Genomic DNA, 25,941 nt, shown 5'->3' with positions numbered 1-25,941 from the left:
CCGCGGCGCGCCCGGCCCGGACGGGGGGCCTGCCTGCACGCGGCCCCCCCCCCACAGCCACGCGGGCGGGGCGGGCCCGCCCGGGGGGTTGGGGGGGGCGGGCCCCGCCCGTGTGTGTCAGGTCCGGCTCACTTCGTGGCGCACTCCGCGCACGTGCCGAAGATCTCCACGGTGTGCGCCACGTTCACAAATCCGTGCTCCGCCGCGACCGCCTCGGCCCACTGCTCCACCATCGGCCCCTCGACCTCGACGGCCTTGCCGCAGGCCCGGCAGACCAGGTGGTGGTGGTGGTCGTCCGACGAGCAGCGGCGGTAGACGGTCTCGCCGTCACTGGTGCGCAGCGCGTCCACCTCGCCCGCGTCCGCCAGGGACTGCAGGGTGCGGTAGACGGTGGTCAGGCCGACGGAGTCGCCGCGGTGCTTGAGCATGTCGTGCAGCTCCTGGGCGCTGCGGAACTCGTCCACCTCGCTCAGTGCCGCCGCCACCGCGGCGCGCTGCCTGGTCGAGCGGCCGCGTACGGGGGGTCCTGCCGTCGCCACGGGGGCCTCCTTGATGTATCCGTTGCCCCCGCCATTCTGCCAGTACCCCCTGACCCCGGTCAGACCCTGACGTCGTCCGCCGGCCGCCTGGTGACGGGGACGCAGCGTTCGTCGCAGGCCGCGGAGGCCTGTTCGGCCGCGCGGGCCCGGCGCCGCGCGAGCGGCGTGGCGAGCACGGCCAGGGCGACGAAGACGCCGATCGCGAGCAGCACGATCGTCGCGCCGGGCGGCACGTCCTGGTAGTACGAGGTGATCGTGCCGGACAGGGTGACGCCGGTGCCGATGAGGACGGCGAGCGCGAAGGTGGCCTTGAAGGACCGGGTCAGCTGCTGGGCCGCCGCGACCGGCACCACCATGAGCGCGCTGACCAGGAGCAGGCCGACGACCCGCATGGCGACCGTGACGGTGACCGCGGCGGTGACCGCGATCAGCAGGTTGAGGAAGCGCACCGGCAGGCCGGTGACCCGGGCGAACTCCTCGTCCTGGCTGACGGCGAAGAGCTGCCGGCGCAGGCCGACCGTCACCAGCAGGACGAACCCGGCCAGCAGGCTGATCGCGGTGACGTCCTCGGCGGAGACCGTCGAGAGCGAGCCGAAGAGGAACGAGCTGAGGTTGGCGTTGGAGCCGGTCGGCGACAGGTTGATCAGCAGGACGCCGCCCGCCATGCCGCCGTAGAAGAGCAGGGCGAGCGCGAGGTCGCCGCGGGTCTTGCCGTACGCCCGGATCAGCTCCATCACGACCGCGCCGGCGACGGCGACCAGGGTCGCCGTCCACACCGGGTTGGCCGACATGAGGAAGCCGAGGCCGACGCCGGTCATGGCGACGTGGCCGATGCCGTCGCCCATCAGGGCCTGGCGGCGCTGGACCAGGTAGATGCCGACGGCGGGCGCGGTGATGCCGACGAGCAGGGCGGCGATCAGCGCCCGCTGCATGAAGGCGAGCTGGAAGAGTTCCATGTCAGGTCAGCAGTCCCGTGCGGAGCGGCTCGTCGGCCGCGTGGGGGTGGACGTGGTCGTGGCCCGGCAGGGCGTGCTGGCCGACGGCCTGCGGGGGCGGGCCGTCGTGGACGACGCAGCCGTCGCGCAGGACGACCGCGCGGTCGATCAGCGGCTCCAGGGGCCCCAGTTCGTGCAGGACGAGCAGGACGGAGGTGCCGTCGGCGACCTGCTCGCGCAGGGTCGCGGCGAGGATCTCCTGGCTGCCCAGGTCGACGCCGGCCATCGGCTCGTCCATGATCAGGAGTTCGGGCTCGGAGGCGAGCGCGCGGGCGATCAGCACGCGCTGGTGCTGGCCGCCGGAGAGGGCGGAGACGGCGTCCTTGGCGCGGTCGGCGAGGCCGACCAGCTCCAGGGCCCGCTCGACGGCGGCCCTGTCGGCCCTGCCGGGCAGGCCGAACCTGCGGCGGGCGAGGCGGCCGGAGGCGACGACCTCGCGGACGGTGGCGGGGACGCCGCTCGCGGCGGTGGTGCGCTGGGGCACGTACCCGACCCGGGCCCAGTCGCGGAACCGCTTCTGCTCGGTGCCGAAGAGCTCGATGGTGCCGCCGGTCAGCGGCACCTGGCCGATGACGGAGCGGACGGCGGTGGACTTGCCGGAGCCGTTGGCGCCGAGCAGGGCGACGACCTCACCGCGCCGGACGGTGAGGTCGACGCCCCGGAGGACGGGGCGGGCGCCGAGGGCGGCCGTGGCTCCGCGGACGGAGAGAACGGGTTCGTCGCTCACGGGTGCCTCCTGCGTACGGGGGTGGATCACTTGGCGCCGAGGGCCTTCTGCAGCGCGGCGAGGTTCGCCCGCATGACCTCGATGTAGTCATCGCCTCGGGACCGGTCCGTGATTCCCTCCAGCGGGTCGAGCACGTCGGTCTTCAGACCGGTGTCGGCGGCGAGGGTCTTCGCGGTCCTGTCGCTCGCGAGGGTCTCGAAGAAGACGGTGGTGACCTTGTCCGCCTTCGCGACGTCCTGGAGCTGCTTGATGCGGGCGGGGCTCGGCTCGGACTCGGGGTCGACGCCGGAGATCCCCTCCTGCTCCAGGTGGTAGCGCTCGGCGAGGTAGCCGAAGGCGGAGTGGGTGGTGATGAAGGTGCGGGTCTCGGTGTTCTTCAGGCCCGTCTCGAACTCGGTGTTCAGCGCGCCGAGCTTCTTCACCAGGGCGTCGGTGTTCGCCTTGTAGTCGGCGGCGTGGTCCGGGTCGGCCTTCGCGAAGGCGGCGCCGACGCCCTCGGCGACCTCGGCGTACTTCACGGGGTCGAGCCAGATGTGGGGGTCGGAGCCGGCCTCGGAGCCGTGGTCGTGGCCCTCGTGGGACTCCTCGCCGGCGTGCTCCTCGCCCTCGTGGGCGTGGCCTTCGCCGGCCTCGGTGCCGTGGGCTTCGAGGGTGGTGAGGCTCGCGGCGTCGACGGTGTTCTTCACGCCGGCCTGGGCGATGGCCTCGTCGACGGCGGGCTGGATGCCCTTGAGGTAGAGGAGGACGTCGGCCTCGCCGAGCTCGCCGATCTGCTTCGGCTTGAGCTCCAGGTCGTGGGGTTCGACGCCGGGCTTGGTGAGCGTGGTGACGGCCACGTGGCCGCCGCCTATCTGCTCGGCCAGGTACTGCACGGGATAGAACGACGCGACGACGTCCAGCTTGCCGTCCGCCTCGTCGGCGGCCGAGGAGCTTCCGCCGCAGGCGGAGAGGGTGACGAGCCCGAGGGCGACGGCTCCGGTGACGGCGGTGACGGGTATCAGACGGCGTACGTTCATGACACTCATTTTCAACAAAATTGGAAACGGTTGTCAATTGCCTCCCCCGGGTTCCGGATGTGGTTCCGGCCACCCCCGCGCCGGCCCCCGCCCGAGCCCGAACCGATTTGATAACCGGCCCCGGGGCGCCGGTAACCTGAGGCATTCGCACTTCGTCGTCGTAATGAAGAGAGCACCGTGGCCGCCGACAAGATCGACACCATCGTCAGCCTGAGCAAGCGCCGTGGCTTCGTCTACCCGTGCAGCGAGATCTACGGCGGCCAGCGTGCCGCCTGGGACTACGGGCCGCTGGGTGTCGAGCTGAAGGAGAACATCAAGCGCCAGTGGTGGCGTTACATGGTCACCGCGCGCGAGGACGTCGTCGGCATCGACTCGTCGGTCATCCTGGCCACCGAGGTCTGGGAGGCCTCCGGCCACGTCGCGACCTTCACCGACCCGCTGACCGAGTGCACCTCCTGCCACAAGCGCTTCCGCGCCGACCACCTGGAAGAGGCGTACGAGGAGAAGCACGGCCGCCTCCCCGAGAACGGCCTCGCCGACCTCAACTGCCCCAACTGCGGCAACAAGGGCACCTTCACCGAGCCCAAGAACTTCTCGGGCCTGCTCTCCACCCACCTCGGCCCGACCCAGGACAGCGGCTCCGTCGCCTACCTGCGCCCCGAGACCGCCCAGGGCATCTTCACCAACTTCGCCCAGGTCCAGCAGACCTCGCGCAAGAAGCCCCCGTTCGGCATCGCGCAGATGGGCAAGTCCTTCCGGAACGAGATCACTCCGGGCAACTTCATCTTCCGGACCCGCGAGTTCGAGCAGATGGAGATGGAGTTCTTCGTCAAGCCGGGCGAGGACGAGCAGTGGCAGGAGTACTGGATGCAGCAGCGCTGGAACTGGTACACCGGCCTCGGCCTGCGCGAGGAGAACATGCGCTGGTACGAGCACCCGCAGGAGAAGCTCTCCCACTACTCGAAGCGCACCGCCGACATCGAGTACCGCTTCTCCTTCGGCGGCAGCGAGTGGGGCGAGCTGGAGGGCGTCGCCAACCGCACCGACTACGACCTGAGCGCCCACTCCAAGGCCTCCGGCGCCAACCTGTCCTACCTGGACCAGGAGTCCGGCGAGCGCTACACGCCGTACGTCATCGAGCCCGCCGCCGGCGTCGGCCGCACCATGCTCGCCTTCCTCCTCGACGCCTACACCGAGGACGAGGCCCCCAACGCCAAGGGCGTCATGGAGAAGCGCGTCGTGCTCCGCCTCGACCACCGCCTGGCCCCGGTCAAGGTCGCGGTCCTGCCGCTCTCCCGCAACCCGCAGCTCTCCCCGAAGGCCAAGGGCCTCGCGGCGGACCTGCGGCAGAACTGGAACATCGAGTTCGACGACGCCGGCGCCATCGGCCGCCGCTACCGCCGCCAGGACGAGATCGGCACCCCGTACTGCGTCACCGTCGACTTCGACACCCTCGACGACAACGCGGTGACCGTCCGCGAGCGCGACACCATGAAGCAGGAGCGCGTCTCCCTCGACCAGATCCAGGGCTACCTGGCCTCCCGCCTCATCGGCTGCTGAACCGCCCCGCCGCGCACGCGGGAGCCCCCGGTCCGAAGCGTCGGACCGGGGGCTCCCGCGTACCGGGCGGAGGAGCCCGGGAAAACCGGATGCACCGCCCCGAACCGGCCCGCTACCGTGCGGGCCATGGACGCACACCTCCCGATCTACGAGTGAGAGCGGCGCCGCTCCGGCGGACCGACGACCACCGCACACCTCACCGAAGGGGAGAACCCCATGGCCAAGGGCCGTAACAACCTCCTCGGCGTCGGCGGACAGCGCAAGAAGCTGTCCCGCGCCGAACAGAACGGGGCCCGGCAGGGCCGCGCCGCCGACCGCCGCTCCGCGGAGGAGCAGAAGCAGGAGCTCCTGAAGAAGATGCGCGAGCGCAACCGGAGCGCCGACACCTCCGAGGACTGAGAGCCGGGAAGGGCCCGGGCCGCCGACGCGGTCCGGGCCCTTCGCCGTCCCCGCCCTCAGCCCGTCGCCCTCGGCAGCCGGAGGGCGTAGAGCCCGGTGAGGAGCGCCAGGACCAGCTGGACCAGCAGGGTGGTGGCCAGCGCCGAGGCCATGGAGCCCGTCGCCGCCAGGGAGAGGAAGAGCGAGCCCAGCGTCGCCACGCCCAGGGCCAGGGCCGACTGCTGGGTCGTCACCATCACGCCGCTGCCCACGCCCGCCCGGTCCGCCGGGACCTCGGCGAGGACCACCCGGAACAGGACCGGGAGCTGGAGCCCCTGGCCCAGGCCCGCCACCGCCATGCCCGGCGCCAGCGTCCACGGCGTGACGTCCGGCCAGGAGTGCCAGGCCGTCCACGCCAGCATCCCGAGGCCGGCCGCCTGGACCACCGCGCCCGCCGGGATCACCCGGGTGCCCCAGCGGGCCACGAGCCGCGGACCGGCCAGCGAGGCGGCGAAGAAGGCCAGCGCCATCGGCGCGAGCGCCGCGCCCGAGGCGATCGGGCCCAGCGCCAGGCCCTGCTGGAGCGCCACCGCGATCACCAGCATGAAACCGCCGAACCCGCCCGAGAGGGGCAGGACGAGGACGAGCCCCCGGCGCAGCGGGACGAGCCGCAGCAGCGACGGCGGGACCAGCGGCGCGCCGCCCCGCCGCTCGGCGCGCCGCTCGGTGCGCCAGAACACCGCCGCCACGAGCGGGAACGCGGCCAGCGCGGCCCACGTCCACAGCGGCCACCCGGCCGCCCGGCCCTCCGTCAGCGGGGCGAGGAGCGAGAGCAGGGCGAGGGCCAGCAGCGCCGTGCCCCGGACGTCCAGCGGGGCCGGGGCCGCCGCGCGGGTCTCCGGGACCGCGCGGAGCGCCAGCGGCAGCGCCAGCAGCACCACCGGCACGTTCACCAGGAAGGCCGCGCGCCAGCCGAGCCCCGCCACGTCCGCGGCGACGAGGAGACCGCCCAGGATCTGGCCGCCGACGAACGCGAGCCCGTTGGTCGCCCCGTACAGGCTCAGCGCCTTCGCCCGGCGGGCCCCCGTCGTCGAGGAGTGAACGGTCGCGAGCACCTGCGGCAGCAGCAGCGCCGCCGCGGCACCCTGTGCCACCCGGGCGGCGACCAGGCTCCAGGCGTTCGGGGCGATCCCGCAGAGCAGCGAGGTCAGGCCGAAGGCCACCAGGCCCGCGAGGAAGAGCCGGCGGCGGCCGAAGAGGTCGCCGAGCCGGCCGCCGAGCACCAGCAGCACCGCGTACGCCAGGCCGTACCCGGCGACGACCAGTTCGAGGAGGGTCTCGTCCGCGCCGAGCTCGTGGCCGATCGACGGCAGGGCGACGTTGACGATGAAGAAGTCGACCAGGGGCAGCGCGGCCCCCAGGAGGACGGTGAACAGGCCCAGGGCGCCGAGGGCCGGCGCCGGGGCGGTGGGGGAGGGGCGGGTCGTCGTGGTCACGCCCCGACCCTCGCCGCCCGCCGGCCCTGGTACCAGAGCCCCCTCATCCTGGTACCCACACTGCCTGGCACCCGGCTCCGCGACCGGGCACCCTGGGACCATGAGCATCGCCGCGACGACCGCCCCCGACGTCCGGCGGCGGGAACTCGCCGCCTTCCTGCGCAGCCGCCGCGAGCGCATCACCCCCGAACAGGTCGGCCTCGTCCGGGGCCGCCGGCGCCGCACCCCGGGCCTGCGCCGCGAGGAGGTCGCCCAGCTCTCCGCCGTCGGCGTCACCTGGTACACGTGGATCGAGCAGGCCCGGGACATCCAGGTCTCCCCGCAGGTCCTCGACGCCCTCGCCGGGGCGCTCCTGCTCGACCCGACCGAGCGCGCGCACCTCTTCGCCCTCGCCGGACAGCCCGACCCCCGGCCCGGCACGCCCGGCCAGGCCGTCACCCCGGCCGTACGGGCCCTGCTCGACCAGCTGGAGCCGGTGCCCGCCGCCGTCCAGAACAGCCGCTTCGACCTCCTCGCCCACAACCGGACCTTCGGCCGGCTCTTCTGCGACCTCGACGCGCTGCCGCCCGAGGAGCGCAACACCCTCTGGCTGGCCTGCGTGAACGAGGAGTTCCGGGCCGCCGTCACCGACCTGCCGGAGCTGCTCGTCCTGCTCGCGGGCAAGCTGCGCGCCCAGATGGCCGAGCACCTCGCCGAACCCGCCTGGAAGCGGCTGGTCCGCCGGCTGGAGGCGGCCTCCCCCGAGTTCCGCGAGATCTGGGCCCGGCACGACGTGATCGCCCCCGGCGGCCGGACCAAGGTCGTCCGCAACGCCCTGGTGGGCCCGCTCCGCTTCGAGCACACCAACCTCTGGCTCGGCCCCGCCCCCGGCCCGGTCCTCGTCAGCTACGTCCCGCTCGACGAGGAGACCCGGGCCGGCTGCGCCCGGCTCCTGGAGCTGGTCGCGGCCGAGGACCGGACCCGCGGCCTCGCCGCCTAGGCCGGGTTCCCCGCGCGGCCGTCCGACCCGTCCGGCGGTACGGGACAATGGGGCCATGACCGCGTTCTCCCCCCTCTCCATCGGCCCGCACGTCGTGCAGCCCCCGGTGGTGCTCGCCCCCATGGCCGGCATCACCAACGCCCCCTTCCGGACCCTCTGCCGCGAGTTCTCCGGCGGCAAGGGGCTGTTCGTGAGCGAGATGATCACGACGCGGGCGCTGGTCGAGCGCAACGACAAGACGATGCAGCTCATCCGGTTCGACGAGACGGAGCGGCCCCGGTCGATCCAGCTGTATGGGGTGGACCCGGTCACCGTCGGCAAGGCCGTGCGGATGATCGTCGACGAGGACCTCGCCGACCACATCGACCTGAACTTCGGCTGCCCGGTGCCCAAGGTGACCCGCAAGGGCGGCGGCTCGGCGCTGCCCTACAAGCGGCCGCTGCTGCGGGCGATCCTGCACGAGGCCGTGACGAACGCGGGCGACCTGCCGGTCACCATGAAGATGCGCAAGGGCATCGACGACGACCACATCACGTACCTGGACGCGGGCCGGATCGCGGTCGAGGAGGGCGTGACGGCGATCGCCCTGCACGGGCGGACGGCGGCCCAGCACTACGGCGGCACGGCCGACTGGGACGCGATCGCGCGGCTCAAGGAGCACGTCCCGGAGATCCCGGTGCTGGGCAACGGCGACATCTGGTCGGCGGACGACGCCGTGCGGATGATGCGGGAGACCGGCTGCGACGGCGTGGTCGTGGGCCGCGGCTGTCTGGGCCGGCCGTGGCTCTTCGCGGACCTGGTGGCGGGCCTGGAGGGCACCGGCGGCTACCGGACGCCGGGGCTGCGGGAGGTCGCGGAGGTGATGGTGCGGCACGCGACGCTGCTGGGGGAGTGGCTGGGCGACGAGCAGCGCGGTGTCGTCGACTTCCGCAAGCACGTGGCCTGGTACCTGAAGGGCTTCTCGGTCGGGTCGGAGATGCGCAAGCGGCTGGCGATCACCTCGTCCCTGGACGAGCTGCGCGCTCAGTTGAGCGAGCTGGACCTGGACCAGCCGTGGCCGGCGGGGGCGGACGGCCCCCGGGGCCGTACCTCCGGGAACAACCGGGTCGTCCTGCCGGACGGCTGGCTGAAGGACCCCTACGACTGCGCCGGGGTGAGCGAGGACGCCGAGCTGGACACGTCCGGAGGCTGAGACTTCCGGCCCTCCGGAGGAGTGATCCTCGCCACCCCTGAGGGGGGTGGTGCTCAGATGAGCAGGTTACGTGTGACTGCACCGCCTGAAGGGTGGCACCCGGTGCCACCCTTTTTGCGTTCAAGAGTTGAACGCAAATGCTCACCAAGGGCGCTCATGTGAGCGACTATTCCCTGGATTGGGTCAAGCGGGCTTCGGAGCGTGAAAACGGAAGCTTCGCCTCGGTAACTTTCGAAGTGGGGGCGGACGGGTGGTTACGACCGTGTGACCGGTAGGCGTACCTCCCCAGAAGCCTTCGATCTGGGTATGTTCCTCGCCGTCAGGGCAGCCAACCGAGTCGTCGAGGAGTCGAGACCCGTGTCGGAAAACAATGATCAGAAGTTCGTGTACGACTTCACCGAGGGCAACAGGGACCTGAAGGACCTGCTCGGTGGCAAGGGGGCCAACCTCGCCGAGATGACCAACCTCGGCCTCCCGGTGCCTCCCGGCTTCACGATCACCACCGAGGCGTGCAAGGTCTACCTCGAGTCCGGCTCGGAGCCCGTCGCCCTGCGCGACGAGGTCTCGGCCCACCTCGACGCCCTTGAGCGGAAGATGGGCAAGAAGCTCGGCCAGGCCGACGACCCGCTGCTCGTCTCCGTCCGCTCGGGCGCCAAGTTCTCCATGCCGGGCATGATGGACACGGTCCTCAACATCGGCCTCTCCGACGAGTCCGTCGAGGGCCTCGCCCGCCAGGCCGACAACGAGCGCTTCGCCTGGGACTCGTACCGCCGCCTCATCCAGATGTTCGGCAAGACCGTGCTGGGCGTCGACGGCGAGCACTTCGAGGACGCCCTCGACGAGGCCAAGGCCGCCAAGAAGGTCACCAGCGACACCGACCTGGACGCCGGCGACCTCAAGAAGCTCGTCGAGAAGTTCAAGGAGATCGTCAAGGCCGACACCGGCCGCGACTTCCCGCAGGACCCGCGCGAGCAGATGGACCTGGCCATCAAGGCCGTCTTCGACTCCTGGAACGGCGACCGCGCCAAGCTGTACCGCCGCCAGGAGCGCATCCCGCACGACCTCGGCACCGCCGTCAACGTCTGCTCCATGGTCTTCGGCAACCTCGGCCCGGACTCCGGCACCGGCGTCGCCTTCACCCGCGACCCCGCCTCCGGCCACCAGGGCGTCTACGGCGACTACCTCCAGAACGCGCAGGGCGAGGACGTCGTCGCCGGCATCCGCAACACGGTGCCGCTGGCCGACCTGGAGTCGATCGACAAGAAGTCGTACGACCAGCTCATGCAGATCATGGAGACGCTGGAGACCCACTACAAGGATCTCTGCGACATCGAGTTCACCATCGAGCGCGGCCAGCTCTGGATGCTCCAGACCCGCGTCGGCAAGCGCACCGCCGGTGCCGCCTTCCGCATCGCCACCCAGCTCGTGGACCAGGGCCTGATCGACGAGGCCGAGGCGCTCCAGCGCGTCACCGGCGCCCAGCTCGCCCAGCTGATGTTCCCGAAGTTCGACGAGCACGCCAAGGTCGAGCAGATCGGGCGCGGCATCGCCGCCTCCCCGGGCGCCGCCGTCGGCAAGGCCGTCTTCGACTCGTACACGGCCGTCAAGTGGTCCCGCTCCGGCGAGAAGGTCATCCTGATCCGCCGCGAGACCAACCCGGACGACCTGGACGGCATGATCGCCGCCGAGGGCATCCTGACCTCGCGCGGCGGCAAGACCTCGCACGCCGCCGTCGTCGCCCGCGGCATGGGCAAGACCTGTGTCTGCGGCGCCGAGGAGCTGGAGGTCGACACCAAGCGCCGCCGCATGACCACCGCCTCCGGCGCGGTCATCGAGGAGGGCGACGTCGTCTCCATCGACGGCTCCACCGGCAAGGTCTACCTCGGTGAGGTACCCGTCGTGCCGTCCCCGGTCGTCGAGTACTTCGAGGGCCGCATGCACGCCGGCGCCGACGACGCCGACGAGCTGGTCCAGGCCGTCCACCGGATCATGGCCTACGCCGACCGCGTCCGCCGCCTGCGGGTCCGCGCCAACGCCGACAACGCCGAGGACGCCTCCCGCGCCCGCCGCTTCGGCGCCCAGGGCATCGGCCTGTGCCGCACCGAGCACATGTTCCTCGGCGAGCGCCGCCAGTACGTCGAGCGCCTGATCCTGGCCGACACCGACGCCGAGCGCGACGAGGCCCTCAAGGCCCTGCTGCCGCTCCAGAAGAACGACTTCGTCGAGCTCTTCGAGGCGATGGACGGGCTGCCGGTCACGGTCCGCCTGCTCGACCCGCCGCTCCACGAGTTCCTGCCCGACATCACCGAGCTGTCGGTGCGCGTCGCCCTCGCCGAGTCCCGCAAGGAGCCGCACGAGAACGACCTGCGCCTGCTCCAGGCCGTGCACCGGCTGCACGAGCAGAACCCGATGCTGGGCCTGCGCGGCGTCCGCCTCGGCCTGGTCATCCCCGGCCTGTTCACCATGCAGGTCCGGGCGATCGCCGAGGCCGCGGCCCAGCGGATCGACGCCAAGGGCGACCCGCGCGTCGAGATCATGATCCCGCTCGTCGGCACCGTCCAGGAGCTGGAGATCGTCCGCGAGGACGCCGAGAAGGTCATCGCCGAGGTCCAGGAGGAGACCGGCGTGGAGCTGAGGCTGGCGCTCGGCACCATGATCGAGCTGCCCCGCGCGGCCGTCACCGCCGGCCAGATCGCCGAGGCCGCCGAGTTCTTCTCCTTCGGCACCAACGACCTCACCCAGACGGTCTGGGGCTTCTCCCGCGACGACGTGGAGGCCAGCTTCTTCACCGCGTACCTGGAGAAGGGCATCTTCGGCGTCAGCCCCTTCGAGACCATCGACAAGGACGGCGTCGGCTCCCTGGTCCGCTCCGCGGTCCAGGCCGGCCGGGCCACCCGCCCCGACATCAAGCTCGGCGTCTGCGGCGAGCACGGCGGCGACCCGGAGTCGGTGCACTTCTTCCACGAGGTCGGCCTCGACTACGTCTCCTGCTCGCCGTTCCGGATCCCGGTGGCGCGCCTGGAGGCGGGCCGCGCGGCCGCCGAGTCGAAGGGCAGCGACAGCCGCTGACCCGAGGGGCCGAAGGCCCCGTACAGCCCCCGGGGCCGCCGTCGGCCATCCCTTCCGAACCCTCACCGGCGGACGGCGGTCCCGGATCCAAAAGAGACGGGACGGACACCTTGTGCGGAGGTGTCCGTCCCGTCGTTTTCACGTCAGATTCATGCGCAATTACGTCCGCATTGAATTATTGGAAATTGAACGTCTGTGTTTGCGGGCGTTTCGGTCGCGGCCCCCGGATCCCCACCCGGGGGCCACGCCCTTTTTCATGGTGTCGGGCAGGTGAGCCGCAACCCTCGCCGACCGCCGCCGGACGGGCAAAGCCCCCCACGGTCTTCACCACGTCACCTCGGTCCTGAAGGTTTCCTGCCCGACCCGCACAGCATTTCCGTTGGGCCCTGTTCGCCGCGATGCTTTTCAACTGTGGCTGAAACACCCTGGTAACGTGCAGTGATGGCGTGCATACTCGATCGCGGGGTGGTTGCGAGTGCACAGGTGGGGACTTCATGCTTCGTATTCATTTCACCGCGGACGATCTGGCGGGGGTGCGGATCGCCGCCCGTCCTGACGTCCTGTGGGAAACGATTCTCAGCTTTCACCGTTTAAGGGACCGGCGCGGCCCGGTGGTGTTCGGCGGATGGCGCACGGAAACCAGGGCGCGGCTCGGCGGGGAGACCCGGCTGCTCGCCGCCCTCGTCCCGAGCCGGGGCTATTTCCCCGATTTCCTCACTCCGGCGGAGGGGCTCAACGGCCTCGACGAGGGGCTCCGGGCGGTCCGCGCGACCGCGCCCGGCCGGCTCCGCTCGGAGCTGTCCCTGCTGGCCGCCGACCGGAGCGGCGGCCGGACCGTGCCGCACTCGCTGCGGGCCCTCGCCGACGGCGGCCCGGAGCCCTTCGACCGGTTGATCGGGGCGCTGCGCAGCTACCACCGGGCGGCCGTGGAGCCGTACTGGCCGCACATCCAGGCCCGGGTGGAGGCCGACCGGGCCCGCCGGGGCCGGGCGGTCCTGGACGGCGGCGCGGAGGAGCTCCTCGGCTCGCTGCCGCCGATGCTGAGCTGGCGGGCGCCGGTCCTGGAGGCGGCCTACCCGGTCGACCGGGACGTGCACCTGGACGGGCGGGGGCTGCTGCTCCAGCCCTCGTACTTCTGCCGGGGGACGCCGGTGATGCTGCGGGACCCGGCGCTGCCGCCGGTGCTCGTCTACCCGGTGACGCACGGGGAGGCGCCGACGGTCCGCCCGCCGGGCGTCTCCTCGCTGGCGAAGCTGGTGGGCCAGACCCGGGCGGAGGTCCTCCAGGCCATCGGGGACGGCGGGACGACGAGCGAGCTGGCCCGGCGGGCCGGGGTGTCGCTCGCCTCCGCGAGCCAGCACGCGGGCGTGCTGCGGGAGGCCGGCCTCATCGCCACCCTCCGGCACGGGAACGCGGTCCTGCACACGCTGACGCCGCTGGGCGCCGCCCTCCTCGGCGGAGGGGGAGGCGGGGCCCAGCGGCGCGGCGAGGAGCGGTGTTACGCGCGGAACGGGCCGGTCACCTCGTAGGTGATGCCGCCCGAGGAGCTGCCGGAGGTGCCGCGCTGGCTGGAGAAGTACAGCCGCTTGCCGTCGGGGGAGAAGGCGGGGCCGCAGATCTCGGAGGAGGACTGGCCGTTGATCCGCAGGAAGGGCGCGACGGTGTCGTCCGGCGTGATCAGGCAGATCTCCATGTTGCCGCCGTCCTCGGCGACGAACAGGTCGCCGGAGGAGGAGCCGGTGACGTTGTCCACGCCGGTGAGCGGGGCGGCGCCGCTCGGCACCAGCGAGTCGTCGTAGGCGAGTTCGTAGGTGCTGTTCGCGAGGTTGAGCTGCCAGAGGCGGTTGTCGCCCTTGGTGGTGAACCAGACGGTGTCGTTGGCGTAGTGGCAGCCCTCGCCGCCGTTGAAGACCTTCGCGCCGGAGACCTGGTAGCGGGTCGCGGTGGGGGAGCCGTCCGGGTCGGGCACGTTCTGCCAGGTGAAGGAGCCGGAGGTGGCCGTGCCCGCCACCAGCACCTGGAGGGTGCCGGAGGAGAGGTTGCCCCAGGTGCTCGGCACGAAGCGGTAGAAGCGGCCGTCCGACTTGTCCTCGGTCAGGTAGATCGCCCGGCGCACCGGGTCGGCGGCGGCGGCCTCGTGGTTGAACCGGCCCATCGCGGCCCGGCGGACGGCGGCGTTCACGCCCCACGGGTCGGTCTCGTAGACGTAGCCGGTGTCGACCTCCTCGCAGGAGAGCCAGGTGTTCCAGGGCGTCTTGCCGCCCGCGCAGTTGCGGTTGGTGTTGGACAGGATGCGGTACGCCGAGGTGACGGTGCCGGAGGAGTTGAACTTGATCGCGCTCGCGCCGCCGGTGCTGGAGATCTCCGAGTTGGAGACGTAGATCCAGCCGGTGCCGTCGGCGTAGCAGGCGCCGCCGTCGGGGGCGTTGTGCCAGGTGTACGAGGTGCCGGGGACGGTCTGTCCCGAGCGGGCGATGACCCGGCTGGTGAACCCGGCCGGCAGCATGATGCCGTTGGCGTCCGCCGCGCCGAGCGCCCCGTAGGGGCCGGCGCCGGGCTGGGCGGGGGCCGCGTAGGCCGCGCCCCGCATCAGGGTGCCGCCGAAGGCCGCCGCCGAGGTGCCGATGACCGCTCCACGCAGGAAACTGCGTCGCTCCACGTTTTCTCCAGGGGGTGTGTGACCGCCCGCCGCACGGTCAGCGGCGGGGCCGCGCGAGGGGAATCTAGGAGTGCGGAGTTGACTGTGCATCAACAAACGGTGACGGGGAAGGGGCGGGCGCGGGGCCGGGGAGTCGGCGCCGGAGACGGGCGCTAGGTTCACGCCATGACGATCACCGCACAGTTGCTCGGATCGGTACGGCTGCCGGGCGGGGCGGACCTCGTGGACGGCCCGCACCGCGAGGCCGGTCCGGGCGGCCTCGCCCTGCGGCGGGCCGACCGCCTGGAGGTCCACCGGGTGCCGGCGCTCTTCTCCCGGGCGCCGGAGCCCGCCGCCGTCTTCCCCGCGCCCTGGCCCGGCTGGGACCGGGGGGTGGACGCGGTCGCCCCGGACCTGGACTTCGCCGTCTTCTCGGGCCAGCGGGCGGTCCGGGCGGTCGCCGCGGACGGGCGCGCGCTGTGGGAGTACCGGCACGGCTGCTGGGGGCCCGTGATCGGCCACCCGCACACCGGCGACGACCAGGAGGTCTGCTCCGGCCTGGAGCACGGCTCGGTGCTCGTCTCCGCCGACGGGCGGCTCGTGTGGGCCCACGTCGTCGGGGAGGACGGTCTCGAGCGGTGGGTGGTGCTCGACGCCCGGGACGGGTCCGAGATCGGCCGGATCCCGCTGGAGGACAGCGTCGCCGCGGGCTCGCACCAGCGCGCCCTGCCGGACGGGGAGACCGTGCTCCTCTGCGTCGGGATGGGCCAGGACGGGGTGCTGCTGTACGCGGGGCGCCGGGACGGGGAGGCGGTGGCGGTACGGGACCTGGGGGAGGGACTCGACCGGATCCTGCTCGACGTCCACCCCGCGCTCCCCCGCTGCCTGACCGTCGAGCACGGCTGCCACGACCTCCAGCTGCACGCCCCCGACGGCACCGTCCTCGCCGAACGGGACGCCGAGGGCCTGGGGGACGGCCGGAGGTGGGACTTCGCGGCGGGCTTCGCCGGCCCGGACGCCGTCGTCGCCGTCGCCGAGACCGCCGGGGGCGAGGACGGGCCGGGCCACTGGCTCCTCGACGGGGACCTGCGCCCGCTCGGCCCCGTCGCCTACCCGTCCCGCGTCACCGGCTGCGTCCGCCCCCTCGGCGACGGCACCTGGCTCACCCACGACCGGGCGACCGACACCCTCAGCCGCTGGACCCGGGCGGCGCCCTGAGCGCGGGCGGGACCTTCGGCACTGCCGGGCGCGGGGTTCGCACGGCAGACTGGACGCATGCGCGAGACCCGGGAGCCCACCGACATCGGCGGCCGCGACGACCTCGACACGCTGCTGCGGCGGTTCTACGGGGCGGCCTTCGCCGACCCCCTCATCGGCCCGTTCTTCACCGAGGTCGCCGGGACCGACCTGGAGGTCCACCTGCCGCGCATCGCCGACTTCTGGGAGCGCGCCCTCTTCCGCACCGCCGCGTACGGCCGGGACGCCTTCGCCCCGCACGCGGCGCTGCACTCCGCCCGCCCGCTCACCCCCGCCCACTTCGGGCGCTGGGTCCAGCTCTGGCACGCCACCGTCGACGGCCTGCACCGGGGGCCGCTCGCGGACCGGGCCAAGACGACGGGGGAGCGGATCGCCGTCTCGATGATGAAGCGGCTCGGCGGCCCCGGCGCGGAGGCCGGGGCCGCCTCCGGCGGGACCGGCGGCTTCGTCCCGCTGGCGGCGCTCGCGCTGCGCACGGCGGCCTGAGCGAAAAAACTTCTCCGGAGAGCGATGAGTCCGGGCCGGCCCGCCCGTCTTACCTCTCGACAGCACCGCACGACGGAGAAGAGAGAGCACGCCATGGCCCCGCAGATGATCTTCGTGAACCTGCCCGTGAAGGACCTCGACGTCAGCAGGGCCTTCTACGAGAAGCTCGGTTACGCGATCAACCCGCAGTTCAGCGACGAGACCGCCGCCTGTGTGGTGATCAGCGACACCATCTTCGTCATGCTGCTCACCGAGGAGAAGTTCGCCGGCTTCACCGCCCCGGGCAAGGCGATCGCCGACGCCTCCGCCACCACCCAGGTGCTGCTGACCCTGAACGCGGAGAGCCGCGAGAAGGCCGACGAGCTGGCCGACCGGGCCCTGGAGGTGGGCGGCAGCCCGGCGAAGGAGACCATGGACATGGGCTTCATGTACGGCCGCTCCTTCGCCGACCCGGACGGCCACCACTGGGAGGTCTTCTGGATGGACCCGGCCGCCGCGCAGGGCTGAGCGCCCGCCCCGGTCCTCAGGCCGAGACGCCGCCGTCGACCACCAGGTCCGTGCCGACGGCGGAGCCAGCCGCGTCCGACGCGAGGTACAGCACCGCCGCCGCCACCTCGGCCGCCGAGGAGATCCGGCCCAGCGGCGACGCCTCCTTCATCCGGACCTCCCGCTCGGCCTCCGTCTCGCCGGGCAGCAGCGACATCGCGGACTCGGCGGCGCCCGGACTGACCGCGTTGATCCGCACCCCGTCGCCGATGTGGTCGCGGGCCGCGGCTCGGGTGAGCGCCGAGACGGCCGCCTTGGAGACCTGGTAGCCGAAGACGCCCGGGATCCGGACGTGCGGGCCCAGGTTGGACGAGATGTTCACGATCGCCCCGCCGCCGTGCGCCCGCATGTGGGCGACCTCCGCCTGGAGGGCGTTCAGGACCCCGGTGACGTTGGTGTCGAGCAGCGCCCGCCAGTCGTCGAGGGGGAAGTCGGCGGCGCTGTGGCCGCCCCGGAAGATCCCCGCGTTGTTCACGGCGACGTCGAGCCCGCCGTACGTCTCCACCGCGCGCCGGACCAGCGCCCGGGTGGACTCCGGGCTCGTCACGTCGGCGGTGACGGCGGTGGCGGTGCCGCCCCCGGCCTCGATCAGGGCCACGGTCGCGTCGAGGGCCGCGGCGGTCCGGCCGGCGGCGACCACCTTCGCGCCCTCGGCGGCGAAGGCGCGGGCGATCTCCCGGCCCAGGCCGGAACCGGCCCCGGTGACGAGGACGACGCGGTCGGTGAAACGAGCGGACATGGGGTTCCTCCCCGTAAGTGAAATTGACCGTACATTCCAGAATCGGGGCCGGGAAAAGGCGCCCCTCGTGGGGCGCCTCGCCGCGCGGCCGCCGCCGTTCAGTCCAGCAGCCGCAGCGCCTCTTCCGCCGCGTCCCGGACCCTGGCCGGGTCCGCCGACGCCTTGCCCACCACCCGGATGCCCTGGAGCAGGACCAGGAGCATCCGGGAGAGGGCGCGCGGATCACGGCCCTCCGGCAGCTCGCCCTGGGCCCGGGCCCGGACGAGCGCCGCGTGCAGCAGGGTCTCGATCTGCTCCCAGCTCAGCTCGACCCGGCGGGCCACCGCCGGATCGCGCGGGGCCAGCTCCGCCGCCGAGTTGGTGACGAAACAGCCGGTCAGGCGTACGCCGTCGGCCGCCGCCTCGGCGGCGAAGCGGCGGACCAGGGCCCGCACGGCCGGCAGCGCCGGGCCCGGCGCGGACAGCTCCTCGACGAGCCCCGGGTCCTGGCTCTCCAGGTAGCGGTCCAGCGCCTTCAGGTACAGCTCGTGCTTGTTGCCGAAGGTCGCGTAGATGCTGGCCCGGCCGATGCCGAGGTGCTCCACGAGGTCCGCCATCGACGTCGCCTCGTAGCCGCGCGCCCAGAAGAGGTCGAGCGCCGCCTGGAGCGCGGCCCCGGGGTCGAATTCCTTGGTCCTGGCCACGAAGTGACCGTATGTCTTTCTGGAACGAACGGTCAAGTCACGCGAGGCGGACCGGATACACCGCCACCGTCACCTCGTCGTCGTCCAGGCACCGCCCGGTCTCCAGGTCGAAGCGCTGCTTCAGGAGCGGCGAGGCCACGAACGGCCGCCCGTCCGCCGTGCCGAGCAGCCCCCGGGACAGCACCTGCGCCCCGGTGAACGGGTCGCGGTTGTCGATCGCGTACGCCCGCCCCGCCCGGTCCCGGAAGACCGCCGCCTGCCGGCCGTCCGGCAGCAGCGCCGCCAGGCCCCGGCCCGGGGTCAGCCGGGCCTCCTCGCAGATCGCCGTCCAGGAGTCGGGGGCGTGGGAGAGTTCGATGCTGGTCATCGCGAGGTGGCTCCTTCCAGGGTGCCGATCGTCAGGATCGTGAGGTCCGGCTTGATCTGGTCGCGCTCCGGCACGAACCGCACCGTCGGGTCCGGCGTCTCCGGCGCGTTGACGAAGGAGACGAAGCGCCGCAGCCGCTCCGGGTCGTCCAGGGTCTGCGCCCACTCGTCCTGGTAGCCGGCGACGTGCGCCGCCATCAGCTCCTCCAGCTCGGCGCAGAGGCCCAGCGAGTCCTTCACGACCACGTCGCGGAGGTGGTCGAGCCCGCCCTCCAGGCGCTCCAGCCACGCCGACGTCCGCTCCAGGCGGTCCGCCGTCCGGATGTAGAACATCAGGAACCGGTCGATGAGCCGCACCAGTTCGGCGTCCGACAGGTCCTGGGCGAGCAGGTCCGCGTGGCGCGGGGTCGCGCCGCCGTTGCCGCCCACGTACAGGTTCCAGCCGTTCGCCGTGGCGATCACGCCGAAGTCCTTCGACTGGGCCTCGGCGCACTCGCGGGTGCAGCCGGAGACCGCCGACTTCAGCTTGTGCGGGGCGCGCAGGCCCCGGTAGCGCAGCTCCAGCTGGATCGCCATCTTCACCGAGTCCTGCACGCCGTAGCGGCACCAGGTCTGCCCCACGCAGGACTTCACCGTGCGCAGCGCCTTGCCGTAGGCGTGCCCGGACTCGAAGCCGGCGTCCACGAGCCGGGTCCAGATCGCCGGGAGCTGGTCGACGCGGGCGCCGAAGAGGTCGATCCGCTGACCACCGGTGATCTTCGTGTAGAGCCCGAAGTCGCGGGCCACCTCGCCGATCACGATCAGCTTCTCCGGGGTGATCTCGCCGCCGGGGATGCGCGGCACCACCGAATAGGAGCCGTTGCGCTGGAGGTTGGCCAGGTGGTGGTCGTTGGTGTCCTGGAGCGCGGCCTGCTCGCCGTCCAGGATGTAGCCGTTGTTCAGGGACGCGAGGATCGAGCCGACGGTCGGCTTGCACACCTCGCAGCCCTCGCCGCCCTTCGTCTCCTCCCGCCCGTGCGAGTCGAGCAGCGCCGCGAAGGACGTCACCCGCAGGGTGCGGGCGATCTCGTAGAGCTCGCTGCGGGTGTAGGAGAAGCAGCCGCAGAGCCCTTTGTCGGCCGCCTTCGGCAGCAGCTTCTCGATCACCTTCACGCAACCGCCGCAGCCGGTGCCGGCCTTGGTGCACTTCTTCACCTCGGGCAGCGAGGAGCACTGGGTGATCGCGTGCTTGGTCACGTTGTGGCAGGAGCAGATGACCGCGTCGTCCGGCAGCGCCGAGGGGCCCAGCGCCACCGGCGCGCCCGCCCCCGCCGGGAGCACCAGCTGCTCGGGGGAGACGGGGGGCCTGGAGCCGGTCAGCGGACGCAGCAACCCGTACGCCTCGGCGTCGCCGACCAGCACGCCGCCGAGCAGCCGGCCCTCGGCGTCCACCACCAGCTTCTTGTAGACGCCCGCCCGGGAGTCGGAGTAGACGACGTCGAGGCAGCCCTCGGCGGTGCCGTGCGCGTCGCCGAAGGAGGCCACGTCGACGCCGAGCAGCTTCAGCTTGGTCGACAGGTCCGCGCCGGTGAAGCCGGTCTCCTCGCCCGCCTCGTCGGCCAGCACCGAGGCGACCGTCTGCGCCATCTCGTAACCCGGCGCCACCAGGCCGTAGACCCGCCCGTCGGAGGCGAGCGCGCACTCGCCGATCGCGAAGACCGCCGGGTCGGAGGTGCGGCAGTGCTCGTCCACGGCGATGCCGCCGCGCTCGCCCACGGTCAGGCCGCACTCCCGCGCCAGCTGGTCCCGGGGCCGGACGCCCGCCGAGAACACCACCATGTCCACGGCGAGTTCGGTGCCGTCCGACAGCTTCATGCCGGTCACGGACCCGTCGGCCGTCACGACCTCCTGGGTGCCCGTGCCGGTGTGCACGGTCAGCCCCATCTGCTCGATCGTCCGCAGCAGCGCCGCGCCGCCGCCCTCGTCCACCTGCACCGGCATCAGCCGCGGCGCGAACTCCACGATGTGCGTGTCGAGCCCGAGGCCCTTCAGCGCGCCGGCCGCCTCCAGGCCGAGCAGGCCGCCGCCGACCACCGCGCCCGTCGTCGCCGACTTCGCGTACGCCTCGATCGCGAGGAGGTCCTCGATCGTGCGGTACACGAAGCAGCCGGTGGCGTCCTTGCCGGGGACCGGCGGCACGAAGGGGTACGAGCCGGTGGCGAGCACCAGGTGGTCGTAGGCGACGGTCCGCCCCGACCGGGCGGTCACCGTCCGCGCCGCCCGGTCGACGCTCACGACGGGCTCGTCCGTGTACAGCTCGATGCCGTGCCGCTCCATGAAGCCGTCCTCGACCATCGACAGGTCGTCGGGCGTCTTCCCGGAGAAGTACGAGGTCAGCTGGACGCGGTCGTACGCCGGGCGGGGCTCCTCGCAGAGGACCACGATCCGGGCCCGCTCGGTGACGCCCCGGTCGGCGAGCGCCTCCAGGAACCGCTGGCCGACCATTCCGTGGCCGACCAGGACGATGGTGGGGGTGGTCATGCGGAGCCTCCGTCGTGGGTGAGCAGGTGAAGCAGGGGGGCCTCCGGGAGGGCCTCGTCGCCCTCCCAGGCCCGGGCGAGCGCGCCGACCGCGGCCAGATCGCCGAGGAGGACGCCCCCGACGAGCCGGTTGTCGCGGACGACGACCTTGCGGTAGGCGCCCCGGGTCGCGTCGGCGAGCTGGACGACGTCGTCGCCCGGCCGCGGGGTGGCCTCGCCGAAGGCGGCGAGGTCCAGCGGCTGCGCCCCGCCGAGGGTGAGCCGGGTGAGCGCCCGGGTGCCGCCGTAGCGGGGCGCGCCGGTGCCGGACAGCACGTCCGCGAGGACGTCGGCCTGCTCCAGCGCCGGGCCGGCCAGGCCGTAGACCCGGCCGTCGTGCTCGGCGCAGTCGCCGACGGCGTGGATGAACGGGTCGGAGGTCCGCAGCTCGTCGTCGACGACGATGCCGGTCCGCACGTCGAGCCCGGCCTCGCGGGCCAGCGCGACCCGGGGGCGCACCCCACAGGCCAGGACCACGACCCGGGCGTCCAGGACGAAGCCGTCGGCCAGCTCGACCGCCGTCACCGCCCCGCCCTCCTGCCGCAGCCCGCTGACCCGGCACTCGGTGTGCGTCTCGACGCCGAGCCCGTCCAGGTGCTCCCGCAGCAGCGCGGAGGCGTGCGGGTCCAGGTGCCGCTCCATCAGGCCCTCGCCCTGCTGGGTGAGGACCACCTCGGCGCCCAGCGCGGCCAGCGCCCGCGCCGCGGACACCCCGAGGAGGCCGCCGCCGATGACGACCGCCCGCACCCCGGGCCGGACGGCGGCCCGCAGGGCGAGGCAGTCGTCGAGGGTGCGGAAGGAGTGCACGCCCTCGGGGAGCTCCGCCCCGCGCAGTCCGCGCAGCGGCGGCAGCACCGGGTTGGAGCCGGTGGCCAGGACCAGCCGGTCGTACCCGACCAGCGAGCCGTCGGCGCACTCCACGGTGCGGGCCGCCCGGTCGATCCGCACCGCCCGCACCCCGCGGCGCACCGGCTCGCGGGGTTCGGGCAGGGCGATGACCTCGGGGGCGTACCGCCCGGCGAGGACGTCGGCGAGCAGCACCCGGTTGTACGGGGCGTGCGGCTCCTCGCCGAGGAGGGTGACCGGCAGGCGCTGGGCGAGGCGGAGGCCCGCCGTTCCGCCTCCGACCACCACGATCCGTGTACTCATACCCGGAAGGGTGCGGGCCCGGTGTTTCCCGGTGGCATCCCGTCTGTTTCCCGTACGGAACGCTGATCTCCGACGGCGGCCCGCCGGACTGTGAGGGCGCGCCGCGCCCCCGGGGGCCGCGCAAGCTCAGAGCTTGCTCAACGATCAGGAGATCCGTGGACGGGCCATCGATCCCGTCCCTAGGCTCGCCGCATGCCCGAGATCACGATGTCCACCCTCGTCCTGCTGTGTCTGGCCGCGCTCGTCGCGGGCTGGATCGACGCCGTGGTCGGGGGAGGCGGGCTGCTGCTCCTGCCGGCGCTGCTGATCGCGTTCCCGAACGCCGCGAACGGCTACGTCCTCGGCACCAACAAGGCGGTCGCGATCGTCGGCACGACGGGCGCGGCCGTCACCTACGCGCGGAAGACGAAGGTGCCGGTGCGGACGGCGGTACGGGTCGGCCTGGCGGCGCTCGTGGGCTCGTCGTTCGGCGCCCTCTTCGTGACCCTGGTCAGCAAGGAGGTGCTGCGCCCGCTGATCATCGTCGTCCTCGTCGCGGTGGCCGCCTTCGTGATCCTGAAGCCCTCGTTCGGGGTGCGGACCGAGGCGGACCGGGCGCCGCTCACCCGGGCCCGGATCGTCACCGCGATCGTCCTGGTCGGCGGCGGGATCGGCTTCTACGACGGTCTGTTCGGGCCCGGCACCGGCACCTTCCTGGTGCTCGCGCTGACCGCCGTCCTCCACCTCGACCTGGTGACGGCCTCCGCCACCGCCAAGATCGTCAACGTCTGCACCAACGCGGGCGCCCTCGTCACCTTCGCCCTGGCCGGCACCGTCTACTGGCAGCTGGCCGCCCTCATGGCGGCCTTCAACCTGGCCGGCGGGACGATCGGCGCCCGGATGGCGCTGAGCAAGGGCTCGGGGTTCGTCCGGGGGGTGCTGCTGGTCGTGGTCCTCTCCATGGTCGCGAAGCTCGGCTGGGACCAGTGGGGCTGACGGACCGGCTCAGCGCACCCCGATGAGGTGCCCGAAGGCCACCACGTTCCCCTGGTAGCCGCCGGCCTTCTCGGAGAAGCCGCCGCCGCAGGTGATCACCCGGAGCTCGGCGCGGTCGGTGGCGCCGTACACCTTCTCGTCGGGGAAGGCGTCGTTGTCGTAGACCTCGACGGCGTCGACGGTGAAGACGGCGGTCCTCCCGTCCTCGCGGTCGATCTCGATCCGGTGCCCCTTCTTCAGGGCGCCCAGGGTGTAGAAGACGGCGGGGCCGCCGGCGTTGTCGACGTGGCCGGCGACGATCGCGGTGCCCTTGGCACCGGGCGTGACGCCGTCCGCGTACCAGCCGGCCAGGTTGCGGTCCTCGGCCGGCGGCACCTCCAGGGAGCCGTTCGGCGCCAGGCCGAGCCGGGTCATCGGGGCGTCCACGTCGGTCTCCGGGATGCGCAGCCGCACCGGCGGGGACGACGGCAGCGGGTCGGCGGCGGCGTCGGTGTGCACGCTGGGCCCGGCGGCGAAGGCCTGGGCGGCGGACGGGACGGGCGGGGTGACGTCCTGCGAACCGTCCTGGACGAGCCAGAGGCCGACGCAGGCGGCCACCGCTATGCCCCAGCCCTTGCTCCTGTTGCTCACGTCGGTTCCTCACTCCGGGAGGGATGGCCAGGGACGGGTCCCGCCCCCGGCCGGCCGTGTGCGGGCGCCGGGCGGGGGCGGGACGGGCGGTGTGATCAGTGGCCCTGGGCGCCGCTCGCCCGGCGCCGCATGAGCCACACACCGCCGACGGCGGCCGCGGCCAGCACCGCCGCGCCCGCCGTGACCTGGGCGGTGTCGGGGCCGATGCTGCCGCCGACACCGGTCTTCACGTGCCCGCTGGGCTCCCGGTGCTTGACGGTCAGCTCGCCCCGGGCGGTCCGGCCGTTGTCGCAGGCCACGCTGATCCAGTGGACGCCGGGCTTGGCGTGCTGGGGCACGGTGAACTGCCCGACCACGACCTCCTTGTGGGTGCTCGGGTTCAGCCGGAACTCCCCGGCGCCGAGCGAGTTCGCGTCCCCGACGCCGTGCCCGTTCTTGCCGCAGGCCAGGGTGTTCACGGTGACGGTGGTGCCGGGGGAGGCGGTGGAGGGGTAGATCTCCAGCGTCTGGGGACGGCCGTCGTTCTCGTTGCCGTTCTCGTTCGCGTACGCCGCGGGCGCGGCGAACGCGCCGAGCGCGACGACCGTCAGCGCGGTTCCGGTGAGCAGGCGGGCAGTGGGGCGCATGGTGGGGTCCTCCGGGGCGCGCGGTCGTTCGGTCTTCCGTACGACCGAGGTAACGGCCCTGGCGCGCCCCCCGCCTGCTGATGGGTCATCAGGATTGCGCCGTTCGAGACGGCGCGTCGACTGGAGACGGGGCGTTTACGCAGGTCAGGCCGGGTTATGAGGCGTCAGTCGAGGTGTCGTGCCGAACGGGTGAGCCGGGCCGCGGCGCGGGACCCGTCGACCCGGGCGACCGGCCCGCCCGCCGCCGGCCGGGGGAGACCGGGGGTCGGGCGGGGGAGGGTCCGGGGCAGCCGGGGGAGACCCAGGAGTCGGCCGGGGGGCCTGGGGGTAGCCGGGGGAGGCCCGGGGTCGGCCGGGGGGCCAGGGGTCGGCCGGGGGAGGCCCGGGGTCGGCCGGGGGGCCAGGGGTCGGCCGGGGGAGGCCCGGGGTTGGCCGGGGGAGGCCCGGGGAGGCCCGGGGGCCGGGCGCCGCCGTCACCCGCGGCTCCCCGCGCCCGGACCGCGGCCCCGGAGACGTGCGTCCCCGCCCGGGGGCCGCGTCAGCCCTCGCCGTTCCCCTTGAGCCTCAGGACCGCCACCTTCTCCAGCCACGCGCGGACGTCCGCCCCGAAGTCGCGGGCGCCGACCTCGTGGTGGGCGGCCACGTACCGGAGGGCCCGCGGCCTGTCGTCCCAGTACTTCGTCGTCCCGCGGCCCTTCCGCAGGAAGATCTCGCTGCCCACCGCGTTGGTGTGGAAGGTCAGCTCCACCTCGCGCGGGCGCCCCTCGGACGCCTCCGGGCGGACGAGCCGGAAGCCCTGCCAGGTCCACAGGTGCCGCTCGACGCCGGAGATCGACGAGCCGTGGACCGGCGCCCCGTCGAGCGCGTACCCCTCCGCGGCGAAGGCGTCGAGGACCGCCTCGTGCAGCGGCAGCGCCTCCACCCGCACGGGGTCCATGTCCGTCCGCGCCTTCACCCCGGCCGCCTCGACCTCGGTGCGCACGCCGATGAGGACCCCGAGGTCCTCGCCCCGCAGTTCGTTCACCGGCGTCTCCCAGCGCAGCCGGAACTTCAGCGGGACCCGCTTCTCCTGGCCCTTCCCCAGCTCGAACCAGCCGCTGGCGTCGGGGTGCCCGATCGTCTCGCCGCCGCCCTCGCCGTCCCCGTCGCCCTTGTGGAACAGGGGCGCGTTCGCGAGGAGCCGCAGCGATATGGACTCGATCTCCAGGTCGCGCTCGGGCGCGCGCACCACCACCTCACCGCGCATCACGCCGCCCGGCCGGAACGGGCCGGGCTCGATGACCGTGTCCACTTCGAGGGGGACGCCGCCGCCGAAGAGTCTCTTGAGAACCATGGGC

At 73.1% G+C, this 25,941-nt stretch carries 24 protein-coding genes; 10 read left to right on the top strand and 14 right to left on the bottom strand.

From position 1 onward, the window contains the following. Nucleotides 1-128: 128 nt before the first annotated feature. Genes AB0E83_RS04985 through AB0E83_RS04970 form a run of 4 tightly spaced genes read right to left on the bottom strand, consistent with a single transcriptional unit; the run spans nt 129 to nt 3,277 of the window. Complete coding sequence (locus AB0E83_RS04985) at nt 129-539, bottom strand: transcriptional repressor (RefSeq protein WP_362105981.1); 411 nt, start codon at nt 537-539, stop codon at nt 129-131. A gap of 59 nt (nt 540-598) precedes the next feature. Further along, nucleotides 599-1,495, bottom strand: coding sequence for a metal ABC transporter permease (locus AB0E83_RS04980; RefSeq protein WP_362105978.1), 897 nt, complete (start codon nt 1,493-1,495; stop codon nt 599-601). Between the two features lies 1 nt (nt 1,496). Next, nucleotides 1,497-2,261, bottom strand: a complete 765-nt coding sequence (locus AB0E83_RS04975) for a metal ABC transporter ATP-binding protein (protein WP_362105975.1) — start codon at nt 2,259-2,261, stop codon at nt 1,497-1,499. Nucleotides 2,262-2,287: 26 nt separating this feature from the next. Then, nucleotides 2,288-3,277, bottom strand: a complete 990-nt coding sequence (locus AB0E83_RS04970; RefSeq protein WP_362105972.1) for a metal ABC transporter substrate-binding protein — start codon at nt 3,275-3,277, stop codon at nt 2,288-2,290. 177 nt (nt 3,278-3,454) lie between these two features. Here AB0E83_RS04970 and AB0E83_RS04965 point away from each other — a divergent pair, with 177 nt between their 5' ends. Both AB0E83_RS04965 and AB0E83_RS04960 read left to right on the top strand, forming a co-directional pair. Further along, nucleotides 3,455-4,837: a glycine--tRNA ligase gene (locus tag AB0E83_RS04965; RefSeq protein ID WP_362105969.1), complete on the top strand. Its 1,383-nt coding sequence runs from the start codon at nt 3,455-3,457 to the stop codon at nt 4,835-4,837. Between the two features lie 216 nt (nt 4,838-5,053). Then, complete coding sequence (locus AB0E83_RS04960) at nt 5,054-5,236, top strand: DUF6243 family protein (protein WP_362105966.1); 183 nt, start codon at nt 5,054-5,056, stop codon at nt 5,234-5,236. Between the two features lie 56 nt (nt 5,237-5,292). Here AB0E83_RS04960 and AB0E83_RS04955 read toward each other — a convergent pair whose 3' ends face one another. Further along, entirely contained in the window at nt 5,293-6,711 is a 1,419-nt protein-coding gene (locus AB0E83_RS04955) for an MFS transporter (protein ID WP_362105964.1), read from the bottom strand. A gap of 100 nt (nt 6,712-6,811) precedes the next feature. Here AB0E83_RS04955 and AB0E83_RS04950 point away from each other — a divergent pair, with 100 nt between their 5' ends. The 4 genes from AB0E83_RS04950 to AB0E83_RS04935 all read left to right on the top strand — a co-directional run bounded on the left by AB0E83_RS04950 (nt 6,812) and on the right by AB0E83_RS04935 (nt 13,480). Next, a complete protein-coding gene (locus AB0E83_RS04950; RefSeq protein WP_362105961.1) occupies nt 6,812-7,690 on the top strand; it encodes a helix-turn-helix domain-containing protein in 879 nt (292 codons plus the stop codon). 55 nt (nt 7,691-7,745) lie between these two features. Further along, a complete protein-coding gene (dusB, locus tag AB0E83_RS04945) occupies nt 7,746-8,882 on the top strand; it encodes a tRNA dihydrouridine synthase DusB (RefSeq protein ID WP_362105958.1) in 1,137 nt (378 codons plus the stop codon). Nucleotides 8,883-9,239: 357 nt separating this feature from the next. Further along, complete coding sequence (ppdK, locus tag AB0E83_RS04940; RefSeq protein ID WP_362105955.1) at nt 9,240-11,951, top strand: pyruvate, phosphate dikinase; 2,712 nt, start codon at nt 9,240-9,242, stop codon at nt 11,949-11,951. A gap of 494 nt (nt 11,952-12,445) precedes the next feature. Then, nucleotides 12,446-13,480: a winged helix-turn-helix domain-containing protein gene (locus AB0E83_RS04935; protein ID WP_362105952.1), complete on the top strand. Its 1,035-nt coding sequence runs from the start codon at nt 12,446-12,448 to the stop codon at nt 13,478-13,480. Here the strand turns inward: AB0E83_RS04935 and AB0E83_RS04930 are convergent. After that, entirely contained in the window at nt 13,450-14,610 is a 1,161-nt protein-coding gene (locus AB0E83_RS04930; RefSeq protein WP_362105950.1) for an alkaline phosphatase PhoX, read from the bottom strand. The genes AB0E83_RS04935 and AB0E83_RS04930 overlap by 31 nt on opposite strands. A 165-nt stretch (nt 14,611-14,775) precedes the next feature. Here AB0E83_RS04930 and AB0E83_RS04925 point away from each other — a divergent pair, with 165 nt between their 5' ends. From AB0E83_RS04925 to AB0E83_RS04915, 3 genes are all read left to right on the top strand, one after another. Then, on the top strand, nt 14,776-15,807 hold the full coding sequence (locus AB0E83_RS04925; RefSeq protein ID WP_362105948.1) for a hypothetical protein: 1,032 nt from the start codon (nt 14,776-14,778) through the stop codon (nt 15,805-15,807). A gap of 57 nt (nt 15,808-15,864) precedes the next feature. Next, nucleotides 15,865-16,332: a group III truncated hemoglobin gene (locus tag AB0E83_RS04920; protein WP_362105945.1), complete on the top strand. Its 468-nt coding sequence runs from the start codon at nt 15,865-15,867 to the stop codon at nt 16,330-16,332. A gap of 93 nt (nt 16,333-16,425) precedes the next feature. Then, on the top strand, nt 16,426-16,839 hold the full coding sequence (locus tag AB0E83_RS04915; protein ID WP_362105942.1) for a VOC family protein: 414 nt from the start codon (nt 16,426-16,428) through the stop codon (nt 16,837-16,839). A 16-nt stretch (nt 16,840-16,855) separates the two neighbouring features. On the opposite strand, the gene AB0E83_RS04910 is transcribed toward AB0E83_RS04915, so the two are convergent. The 5 genes from AB0E83_RS04910 to AB0E83_RS04890 all read right to left on the bottom strand — a co-directional run bounded on the left by AB0E83_RS04910 (nt 16,856) and on the right by AB0E83_RS04890 (nt 22,373). Further along, nucleotides 16,856-17,617: an SDR family oxidoreductase gene (locus AB0E83_RS04910; RefSeq protein ID WP_362105939.1), complete on the bottom strand. Its 762-nt coding sequence runs from the start codon at nt 17,615-17,617 to the stop codon at nt 16,856-16,858. A gap of 98 nt (nt 17,618-17,715) precedes the next feature. Next, nucleotides 17,716-18,300, bottom strand: a complete 585-nt coding sequence (locus AB0E83_RS04905) for a helix-turn-helix domain-containing protein (RefSeq protein WP_362105936.1) — start codon at nt 18,298-18,300, stop codon at nt 17,716-17,718. Between the two features lie 37 nt (nt 18,301-18,337). Continuing rightward, nucleotides 18,338-18,667, bottom strand: coding sequence for a nitrite reductase small subunit NirD (gene nirD / locus AB0E83_RS04900; protein ID WP_362105933.1), 330 nt, complete (start codon nt 18,665-18,667; stop codon nt 18,338-18,340). Further along, nucleotides 18,664-21,186 (bottom strand): nitrite reductase large subunit NirB, encoded by a 2,523-nt coding sequence (gene nirB / locus AB0E83_RS04895; protein ID WP_362105930.1) that lies wholly within the window; start codon nt 21,184-21,186, stop codon nt 18,664-18,666. Before nirB ends, nirD begins: the two co-directional genes overlap by 4 nt. Continuing rightward, the gene (locus AB0E83_RS04890) at nt 21,183-22,373 is read right to left on the bottom strand and encodes an FAD-dependent oxidoreductase (RefSeq protein WP_362105927.1); all 1,191 of its coding nucleotides are present in this window, start codon (nt 22,371-22,373) and stop codon (nt 21,183-21,185) included. Before AB0E83_RS04890 ends, nirB begins: the two co-directional genes overlap by 4 nt. 192 nt (nt 22,374-22,565) lie before the next feature. Here AB0E83_RS04890 and AB0E83_RS04885 point away from each other — a divergent pair, with 192 nt between their 5' ends. Beyond that, the gene (locus tag AB0E83_RS04885) at nt 22,566-23,348 is read left to right on the top strand and encodes a TSUP family transporter (RefSeq protein WP_362105924.1); all 783 of its coding nucleotides are present in this window, start codon (nt 22,566-22,568) and stop codon (nt 23,346-23,348) included. A 9-nt stretch (nt 23,349-23,357) separates the two neighbouring features. Here the strand turns inward: AB0E83_RS04885 and AB0E83_RS04880 are convergent, their stop codons facing one another. From AB0E83_RS04880 to AB0E83_RS04870, 3 genes are all read right to left on the bottom strand, one after another. Further along, entirely contained in the window at nt 23,358-23,978 is a 621-nt protein-coding gene (locus AB0E83_RS04880; protein WP_362105921.1) for a class F sortase, read from the bottom strand. 95 nt (nt 23,979-24,073) lie between these two features. Further along, nucleotides 24,074-24,604, bottom strand: a complete 531-nt coding sequence (locus AB0E83_RS04875; RefSeq protein WP_362105918.1) for a hypothetical protein — start codon at nt 24,602-24,604, stop codon at nt 24,074-24,076. 538 nt (nt 24,605-25,142) lie between these two features. Beyond that, nucleotides 25,143-25,937 (bottom strand): sporulation protein, encoded by a 795-nt coding sequence (locus tag AB0E83_RS04870; protein ID WP_362105915.1) that lies wholly within the window; start codon nt 25,935-25,937, stop codon nt 25,143-25,145. Nucleotides 25,938-25,941 lie beyond the last annotated feature (4 nt).

Origin of the sequence: Streptomyces sp. NPDC035033, assembly GCF_040636735.1 — a bacterium.
Lineage (GTDB): Bacteria > Actinomycetota > Actinomycetes > Streptomycetales > Streptomycetaceae > Streptomyces.
The sequence above is the reverse complement of the archived record's forward strand: the minus strand, read 5'-3'. Positions and strand labels throughout refer to the sequence as shown.

Excerpts from the sequence above, each read along its gene's own strand:
- AB0E83_RS04960 (WP_362105966.1), top strand. The coding sequence starts at position 5,054 with ATGGCCAAGGGCCGTAACAACCTCCTCGGCGTCGGCGGACAGCGCAAG.
- dusB (WP_362105958.1), top strand. The coding sequence starts at position 7,746 with ATGACCGCGTTCTCCCCCCTCTCCATCGGCCCGCACGTCGTGCAGCCC.
- AB0E83_RS04925 (WP_362105948.1), top strand. The coding sequence starts at position 14,776 with ATGACGATCACCGCACAGTTGCTCGGATCGGTACGGCTGCCGGGCGGG.
- AB0E83_RS04970 (WP_362105972.1), bottom strand. The coding sequence starts at position 3,277 with ATGAACGTACGCCGTCTGATACCCGTCACCGCCGTCACCGGAGCCGTC.
- AB0E83_RS04870 (WP_362105915.1), bottom strand. The coding sequence starts at position 25,937 with ATGGTTCTCAAGAGACTCTTCGGCGGCGGCGTCCCCCTCGAAGTGGAC.
- nirD (WP_362105933.1), bottom strand. The coding sequence starts at position 18,667 with ATGACCAGCATCGAACTCTCCCACGCCCCCGACTCCTGGACGGCGATC.
- AB0E83_RS04920 (WP_362105945.1), top strand. The coding sequence starts at position 15,865 with ATGCGCGAGACCCGGGAGCCCACCGACATCGGCGGCCGCGACGACCTC.
- AB0E83_RS04980 (WP_362105978.1), bottom strand. The coding sequence starts at position 1,495 with ATGGAACTCTTCCAGCTCGCCTTCATGCAGCGGGCGCTGATCGCCGCC.
- AB0E83_RS04910 (WP_362105939.1), bottom strand. The coding sequence starts at position 17,617 with ATGTCCGCTCGTTTCACCGACCGCGTCGTCCTCGTCACCGGGGCCGGT.
- AB0E83_RS04890 (WP_362105927.1), bottom strand. The coding sequence starts at position 22,373 with ATGAGTACACGGATCGTGGTGGTCGGAGGCGGAACGGCGGGCCTCCGC.
- nirB (WP_362105930.1), bottom strand. The coding sequence starts at position 21,186 with ATGACCACCCCCACCATCGTCCTGGTCGGCCACGGAATGGTCGGCCAG.
- AB0E83_RS04950 (WP_362105961.1), top strand. The coding sequence starts at position 6,812 with ATGAGCATCGCCGCGACGACCGCCCCCGACGTCCGGCGGCGGGAACTC.
- AB0E83_RS04885 (WP_362105924.1), top strand. The coding sequence starts at position 22,566 with ATGCCCGAGATCACGATGTCCACCCTCGTCCTGCTGTGTCTGGCCGCG.
- AB0E83_RS04935 (WP_362105952.1), top strand. The coding sequence starts at position 12,446 with ATGCTTCGTATTCATTTCACCGCGGACGATCTGGCGGGGGTGCGGATC.
- AB0E83_RS04875 (WP_362105918.1), bottom strand. The coding sequence starts at position 24,604 with ATGCGCCCCACTGCCCGCCTGCTCACCGGAACCGCGCTGACGGTCGTC.
- AB0E83_RS04915 (WP_362105942.1), top strand. The coding sequence starts at position 16,426 with ATGGCCCCGCAGATGATCTTCGTGAACCTGCCCGTGAAGGACCTCGAC.